Origin of the sequence: Stenoxybacter acetivorans DSM 19021 (genome assembly GCF_000745895.1) — a bacterium.
Lineage (GTDB): Bacteria > Pseudomonadota > Gammaproteobacteria > Burkholderiales > Neisseriaceae > Stenoxybacter > Stenoxybacter acetivorans.
Map to the genome: position 1 here is coordinate 42,710 of NZ_JQKE01000015.1, position 7,878 is coordinate 50,587.

General features: G+C 46.5%; 5 protein-coding genes. 4 read left to right on the plus strand and 1 reads right to left on the minus strand.

The annotated features are described in order from the left end of the window. Positions 1 to 31 precede the first annotated feature (31 nt). The 4 genes from lon to Q384_RS02530 all read left to right on the plus strand — a co-directional run bounded on the left by lon (position 32) and on the right by Q384_RS02530 (position 6,438). Positions 32 to 2,467 (plus strand): endopeptidase La, encoded by a 2,436-nt coding sequence (lon, locus tag Q384_RS02515; RefSeq protein WP_037585784.1) that lies wholly within the window; start codon positions 32 to 34, stop codon positions 2,465 to 2,467. A 204-nt stretch (positions 2,468 to 2,671) separates the two neighbouring features. After that, positions 2,672 to 2,968 carry an HU family DNA-binding protein gene (locus tag Q384_RS02520; RefSeq protein WP_037585772.1) on the plus strand — a complete coding sequence of 99 codons (297 nt, stop codon included), beginning with the start codon at positions 2,672 to 2,674 and terminating at the stop codon, positions 2,966 to 2,968. Between the two features lie 338 nt (positions 2,969 to 3,306). Continuing rightward, on the plus strand, positions 3,307 to 3,756 hold the full coding sequence (locus Q384_RS02525; protein WP_037585773.1) for a DUF4124 domain-containing protein: 450 nt from the start codon (positions 3,307 to 3,309) through the stop codon (positions 3,754 to 3,756). Positions 3,757 to 3,981: 225 nt separating this feature from the next. Further along, a complete protein-coding gene (locus Q384_RS02530; RefSeq protein WP_037585774.1) occupies positions 3,982 to 6,438 on the plus strand; it encodes an autotransporter outer membrane beta-barrel domain-containing protein in 2,457 nt (818 codons plus the stop codon). Positions 6,439 to 6,578: 140 nt separating this feature from the next. Here the strand turns inward: Q384_RS02530 and Q384_RS12545 are convergent, their stop codons facing one another. Further along, on the minus strand, positions 6,579 to 7,634 hold the full coding sequence (locus Q384_RS12545) for an OmpA family protein (protein ID WP_051940319.1): 1,056 nt from the start codon (positions 7,632 to 7,634) through the stop codon (positions 6,579 to 6,581). Between the last annotated feature and the right edge of the window lie 244 nt (positions 7,635 to 7,878).

The window sequence follows — 7,878 nt, forward strand, 5'->3', positions numbered from 1 at the left end:
ATATTATATTTTCACATCTACTGAGGCTTGCATGACTCAATCTGTTTACGAAAAACACCCCAACGCATTGCCGGTATTGCCTCTGCGCGATGTGGTGGTATTTCCCAACATGGTGTTGCCCTTATTTGTCGGGCGAAAGCAATCCATTGCAGCGCTTAACGGCGCTATGGAACACGAGCAGCCGGTATTCTTAATGGCACAAACCGACAGCACCACGGAAGACCCGAAATCATTCGATGATTTATATCCAATCGGCACCATTGCCAAAGTATTGCAGGTATTGGAATTGCCTGACGGCACAGTAAAAGTATTGGTGGAAGGAAAAAAACGAGCCGTTGTCAGACGCCTGAATACCGGTAATGAATACATGGTGGCTTACGTTAAAGTTTTAGAAGATGAAATCAGCAATCCGGATGATCATGAAGCCTTGCGCCGAACCCTGCTGGGGCAATTTGACCAACTGGTAAAAATAACCAAAAAAATTCCGCCGGAAGTTATGACAAGTATCCATGCCATTGATGATAATGGCCGCTTGGTGGATACCGTGGCGGCACATTTGCAATTGAAGCTGGAGCAACGCCAGGAAATTTTGGAATTGGCAGACGTTACCCGCCGCATGGAACACCTGTTACAGCTCTTGGAAAATGAGCTGGATATTTTACAGGTTGAAAAACGCATTCGCGGACGCGTGAAGCGGCAAATGGAAAAAACACAGCGTGAATATTATTTGAACGAACAAGTCAAAGCCATTCAAAAAGAATTGGGCGAAGACGATGATGAAATTGAGGCACTGGAAAAGCAAATCAATACCGTTGGCATGAGTCAAGAAGCAAAAGACAAGGCTTTGTCTGAATTAAGAAAACTGCGGATGATGCCGCCGATGTCATCAGAATCCACTGTTGTGCGCAACTACATTGAAACACTGGTGGAATTGCCGTGGAAAAAGAAAACCAAAGTCAATAAAGACATTGTGAAAGCCGATTTGGTATTGAATGCCGATCATTATGGCTTAGAAAAAGTAAAAGAACGTATTTTGGAATATTTAGCCGTACAAAAACGCATGAATAAACTCAAAGGACCCATTCTATGCTTGGTTGGTCCTCCGGGTGTCGGTAAAACCTCTTTAGGTGAATCCATTGCCAAAGCCACCGGGCGTAAATATGTGCGTATGGCATTGGGCGGCGTGCATGATGAAAGCGAAATTCGCGGACATCGGCGTACTTATATCGGTTCAATGCCGGGTAAAATTTTACAGAATATGGCAAAAATCGGCGTTAAAAATCCGCTGTTTTTACTCGATGAAATTGATAAACTCGGCAGCGATTTCCGCGGTGATCCCGCCAGTGCCTTATTGGAAGTTTTGGATCCTGAGCAAAATCATTCTTTCAGCGACCATTACGCTGAAGTGGAATTTGATTTATCCGACGTGATGTTTATTGCAACTTCCAATAGTTTCAATATTCCGCCTGCATTGATGGATCGCATGGAAATCATTCGTCTGTCAGGCTACACAGAAGACGAAAAAGTCAGTATCGCCATACAGTATTTGATTCCCAAGCAAATCAAACAAAATGGCGTATTGGCAGGTGAAATTGACATCGAAGAAAGTGCTGTGCGCGGCATTATTCGTTACTACACCCGTGAAGCCGGCGTGCGCTCCCTTGATCGTGAAATTGCCAAAATTTGCCGAAAAGTGGTGATGGCGCAAGCGGTTAAAGACGAAAAAAATGCCAAAAAATCAGGCAGCCGCAAAAAAGATACTATGGTAGTAAACATAGACAATCTCCATGACTTTTTGGGCGTGCGCCGTTTCGACTACGGTGTGGCAGAAAGCGAAAACCGCATCGGACAAGTAACCGGCTTGGCATGGACAGAAGTGGGCGGCGAATTGCTCACCATTGAAGCCAGCCGATTCCGCGGTAAAGGCAACATTATTCGCACAGGCAAGCTGGGTGATGTTATGCAAGAATCCATGTCTGCCGCGTGGAGTGTGGTGCGTACGCGTGCTGAAAGTTTGGGCATTGAACCGGATTTTTACGAAAAAAACGATATTCACGTGCACGTCCCTGAAGGGGCAACACCAAAAGACGGCCCTAGCGCGGGCATTGCCATCACTTTGGCATTGGTTTCTGCTTTTACTCAAATACCGGTTCGCGCCGATGTGGCGATGACAGGAGAGATTACCCTGCGTGGTGAAGTGCTGGCGATTGGCGGCTTAAAAGAAAAGCTGCTGGCAGCTTTGCGCGGAGGCATCAAACATGTGCTGATTCCAAAAAATAATGTTAAAGATTTGGAAGAAATTCCGGATAATGTCAAACAAGCATTAACCATTCATCCGGTGCAATGGATAGATGAAGTGTTGCAGTTTGGTTTAGAATATCAGCCCACACCTTGGCAAAACAGCGAACCTGATGCGCCGGTAAAGGAAACAGGCGCAAAGTCAAGCAAAAAGACAATCAAGCACTGAATGATGTTGTGTATTGGCAGAAAAGTTTGACCAATATCGTCATATTGTCTGAAGCCGCCATTCTTTGCTTGACACCGAGGATTGTTGCTTGTTATAAAGCCAAGCATTATTTTTCAAAAAAATATTGTTTTAAAAAGTTGGTATGCGGTCTGATTCCATGGTGGAACAGGCGGGGGTTAAACATTAAACAAAGGAGACTTCTCCGTGAACAAATCTGAATTGATTGAAGCAATTGCCCAAGAAGCTGAATTATCTAAAGCAGCGGCAGGCAAAGCACTGGACGGCATGATTAGTGCGGTCGGCAACGCTTTAAAAAAAGGTGATACCGTCACTTTGATTGGTTTTGGTACTTTCTACGTGGGCGAACGCGCTGCACGTGATGGCCGCAACCCGAAAACAGGTGAGTCTCTGAAAATCAAAGCCTCAAAAAGCCCGAAATTTCGTGCCGGTAAAGTATTGAAAGATGCGGTTGCCGCACCACCGGTTAAAGGCAAAAAATAAGCTGTCACAGCCTTGAGCTGTTACTGCCTTGACTTTAAGCGAAATAAAAAGGTGAGCTCTGCTCGCCTTTTTGTGCTTCCGTTTCCGTAAATCCTTACCGATGCGTGCGATCATAGAAAATCGACTTATTCAAAGCGAATAAAAAACCAATTTTACATTCTTCCTTATCGGTCTTAAATTTCTGTCTTTCAGGGCGGAAACACGTCAGCCTAAAGGCTGGAGACTGTATTTCTGATAAAAAATGATGTGAAATGCGTACTCTTATTCCCAAATTCGGCTCTTATATCGCTTGAAAAACCGATATTGATTAAAGTATTCATTTTACTGGAGGAGAAAATATGAATTTCACTGATTACCGCCGCTTGTCGGTATTTATCACTGCCTGTTTTGCTTGTGCGGCGGCGCAAGCCGATGTTTATGAATGCAAAGAGGCTTCGGGCAGAGTATTTTATACCGAGCAAGGCGGCAAAAATTGCAAGATTAGCCGATTAGGCAGCGGATTTTCCACCATTGCCCCCGTTGTTGATACAGAAAATATCAGCAACAGTGCAGAAGCGGAGCAAGCAGAAGCATATACAGCAAACTCAAGAAAAGCAGCGGGTTATGCAAACGACATCGAAAACGCCCGCAGCCAACTAAACGCAGCACGTCAAGCCTTAGAAGCGGGCAAGCAAGTGCGCTACGGCAATGAGCGCAACTACAGTAAATATCTGGAACGCATTCAAGGTTTAGAAAATGCAGTAACACAAAGTGAACAGCGTTTACGGGAATTGGAACAGAGATATTGAGTAAGTGTCTTGGCTGCCTGAAAACATTGCACAAACAACCGCCAAAAGTAAACAGCAATATACTTTTGGCGGTTGTTTGTTTTTTTCACCGCGTAGCTTGCCTGAATTTGCAGTCAAGTAATTTTATTTATAATTTCTTTCATAATTTATAATATCGAAATATAATATAACAACTTAAAACAATCAGACGCTGTACGGTAGAAATCGGATTTGGAAGGAAAAACCATGGCTCTTTTATCAAAAAAACTCAATCCGCTGGCATTGGCATTGCTAACCGCGTTTACGCCTTACTCACTGGCGGCGAATGTAGAATGCTCTGCACCAACGGGGTGTACTGCTTTGAGCGGCGACAATATGCTTGTCAAAGCAGGTGATTATCAAAACAAAAAACTAAGCCCAACTGAGCTGGCTGATGAATTTGCTTCTTCAGGAGGAAGCGGAGGCATACAATCACGGGGTGTAATGGTTGTACGCGGCAGTCCCAACGGGACACAACCGGCAGAAATGACCATTAAAAGCGGAGCAAATATTGTTGTTGATACCACTTATTTGGCCGATGATTCGTATGCGCCGTACAACGAATATTATGAAATCAATGCTGTTCAAGCACTTTTCGGCAATGTTGTATTGGAAAAAGGTGCAAAAATCACGATGACAGGGCAAGCTGCCAATATTGAGGGCGGTTCTGCTGTTGACATAACTCAAGGAGAAGTGAATAACCAAGCCGATATTTATCTTGATGCGCCTGGTGTTAAAGCATTTAATGTACAGCCCGGCGTTTTAACTGCTAAAAATCATAAAATTACCTTAACTGAAAATACAGAACAAGCAATAGTTGCGCTTGTGGGTGATTCCAGTGGCAGAGGCTTAACCGCACGAGCTTCCTTTGATAATGTCGAAATTATCGGCAAAGGAAAAACGCTCATTGGTTTTAATGTATTTGAAGGAGGGAAAATTGATTTTAATAAAAGCAGTTTGAATTTTACTGACAGCTCTTCTTACGCCATGCTTATGGAAGACGGCACAGTCAATATTACCGACTCCACGATTAAATCAGGAGAAGGTATTTATTTACGAAGCGACCCTTATTCCAGAGGGGCAAATACCGTTAATCTCAAAAACAGCAATCTGATTATCGCCAACAATTTGGTTATTGTTAATGATAAACGGTTTACTGATGCAGGTGATTTATTACCCGCCCAAGATGCAAAATCCCAATTTTTAAACCTAAACGCCGATAACTCACGTTTAGAAGGCAATATTACCTTTGATTTAACACCCGCACCGCAAGTTAATTTAACTTTATCGAATAACAGTTTATGGAAATTTAACGCCAACAGCGAGCTGGATAGCTTAAGCCTCAACACAGCCACGGTGGAATTCGATAAAGCCGGCGGTTTTCACACCCTCACCATTAACGGCAATTTAAGCGGCAGCAACGGCTTATTTAAAATGAACACCGATATTGCCAACCTCAAAGGCGATAAACTGGTGGTAAACGGTGTTGTGGGCGGAGCGCACCAAATTCAGGTAGCCGACAGTAAAAATACGCCAACCGATGCCAACGGCAAATTAATCTTGGTAGCCAGCCAAGGCGGTGACGGCAGTTTTCAACTCCTCGATAAATACGTGGACTTGGGTAAATACCATTATTATCTAAACCAAGAGGGCAATGATTGGATATTGAGCGCAACCGCCGCGCCTGATAAACCTGAGCCGCCGGTGCCGCCGGTAACACCGGGCAAACCCGATACCCCTGAACCGCCCTCAGGTCCCACCCCACCTACTGCACCCGAAATCAGCACCCGCGCTAATTCCCTAATCGGTATTCGCCAAGCCGCATTTCAGCAGTTATACCAAACACAGCAACCCACGCAAGCGCGTTTGCAAAGTTTGCGCCAGCAACAGCGCGACCATGGCTTGTGGTTGAACAGCGATTACGGCAAATGGCAGCAGCGCAACGGCTACGCCGAAGCGGGTTTGCCTGCCAGCGGCTTTAAACAACACGGCAACAGCCAGCAACTGGGCTATGACCGAGTTTTCCACAACAACGCACAAACAAGCTATTTGGGTGCGTTTATCGGTAGAAGCCAAAGCAGCGTTGAATTCGGCGGCGACTACGGCAATGGCAGTGTCAAAGCCGTTACTGCCGGTATTTACGGCGGCTGGCAACACGACAATGGTTGGTTTGCCGATGCCACTTATCGCTACAGCCGTTTAACCGCTGCCGCGCCTAAAATTGCCGAATCACGCTGGCATGCCCACAGCGTGGCATTGAACGGCGGCAAAACCTTGCCCGTTTCAACCCATTGGTCACTCACCCCGCAGGCAGGCGTGCTGGCAGGGCGTTTATCAGGCAACGCTGAAACACCTGCCCACAATTTCATGCAGACCCAAATCGGCATACAAGCACAAGGTAGCTATAATGTAGGCGGTATTGGCATCAGCCCTTTTATCGGCGCGTACTGGCGGTTGAATAGAAGCAACTGGGGCGATGTTGTATTAAACAACAACAATGAGCGGTTGCGCATCAGCGGCACAGGCAGCAGCGGCTTATACGAAGCAGGTATCAGCACCGATATTGGCAAACAGCACAATTTAACCCTGAAAACAACTTATGGTAAAGGGCATTATCTGAAACAAGACGTGGGCATAAACGTGAATTATCGCTATGCGTGGTAAAAGATAAAGTTTACAGCTGTAAAACAGGCTGCCTGAAACCACTCAGGCAGCCTGTTTGTTTATACAGCCAAGCTACTTTTTAACATTGCAACAAAGATTACGGGCTGTTGCCGTTTATTTTGCTGCCGATACACAGTGCTTTATTCCGCAGACAATGTGGCTTCGGTTGTCTCGCTTTCCAAATCATCTTGGGTTTCACCGTAAACTTCAACTTCCACTCGGCGGTTCGGGGCTAAGCATTCGCGCAGGGCTTCGCCGTATAGGCTCGGCGGGCATAATTTCACCGGATTGTCTTCACCGCGTCCTTGTGTTTTGATCAGGGACGCTTCAATGCCGTTTGCCACCAGCAGCCGTTTCACCGTTTCTGCTCGTGCCTGAGATAAGCTCTGGTTGTAGCTGCGGCTGCCGATGTAATCGGCATAGCCGGTTACCAATACGCCGTTGATGCGCTCGTATTCTTGCCGTACCGATTGTGCTAACCACGCTATTTCCTGTACGCCGTTGCGGTACATTTGGTGGCTTTGGCTGCCGTTAAATCGGAATAAGGTGCCGCCCATGAGTATGTGGATATGCCGATGTCCTTTAAATTGCGATACGGCTTCGGCGGCGGTTAAGGTTCGCGTGGGGGCGGTTGTTATGGCTGCAACAGGAACGGGTGCAACAACAGGAACAGCGGCAATGGGCGCGGGTGCAACAATTTGCGTTGCGGGTGCTGCTGCGGGTGCGGGTTCAGCTGCGGCGGGTTCTGCGCGGGTGCATTCAACCGTTTTTCTGTTTTGATTGCGCACGTTATAGCTGCCTTCCCCGACTTTTTCACCGTCGGCAAAGATTTCTACTTGTCCGCTGCCCGCCAGCCGGGCCGCCGCGCCGATCCAAAACCAGGCGTGGTGGCTGCGTTGCCAAACGTGGGTGTCTATATTTTCCAGATCCTTGGTTTGGCTGTGTATCAGTCTGCCGCAGCGATACCATTTCGCTTCCAGACGGTGCGGGAAGTCGTCTTCATCAAAATGGCTTATGGTAACGAATGCGCTGATTTCGTCTCCGGGAACAAAATCATGCTTCTCGGCTTTGATGCTGCTGTTCTCTCCCTGACGCACAAAATCATTGTCGGTTATCTGCACGCGGTAGTCTGCGGCATAAACCCACATCGGCAATGCTGCCAACAGTACGGCGGCTAAGTGTGCTTTCGCTTTCATGATGCACATCTCCCTTTTGAGGTTTTGTTTCGGTTGTTAAACAATCTTTGCTGTCTTTATTTTATTTTGTTTCAACATTTTATTCCGTTTCGGCGGTGATTTCCACGCGCCGGTTCGGGGCTAAGCATTCTTTCAATTCCGGACGCGGCAAGGCGGCGGAACATTGTTTAACGGGTTTGCTTTCACCGCCGCCTGCGGTGTTGATTAAATAGGCGGGTATGCCGTTTTCTGCCATGATTTGTTT

What these genes read in the sequence shown, in the direction of transcription:
- lon (WP_037585784.1), top strand. Translation starts at nt 32, where the DNA reads ATGACTCAATCTGTTTACGAAAAACACCCCAACGCATTGCCGGTATTG.
- Q384_RS02525 (WP_037585773.1), top strand. Translation starts at nt 3,307, where the DNA reads ATGAATTTCACTGATTACCGCCGCTTGTCGGTATTTATCACTGCCTGT.
- Q384_RS02530 (WP_037585774.1), top strand. Translation starts at nt 3,982, where the DNA reads ATGGCTCTTTTATCAAAAAAACTCAATCCGCTGGCATTGGCATTGCTA.
- Q384_RS12545 (WP_051940319.1), bottom strand. Translation starts at nt 7,634, where the DNA reads ATGAAAGCGAAAGCACACTTAGCCGCCGTACTGTTGGCAGCATTGCCG.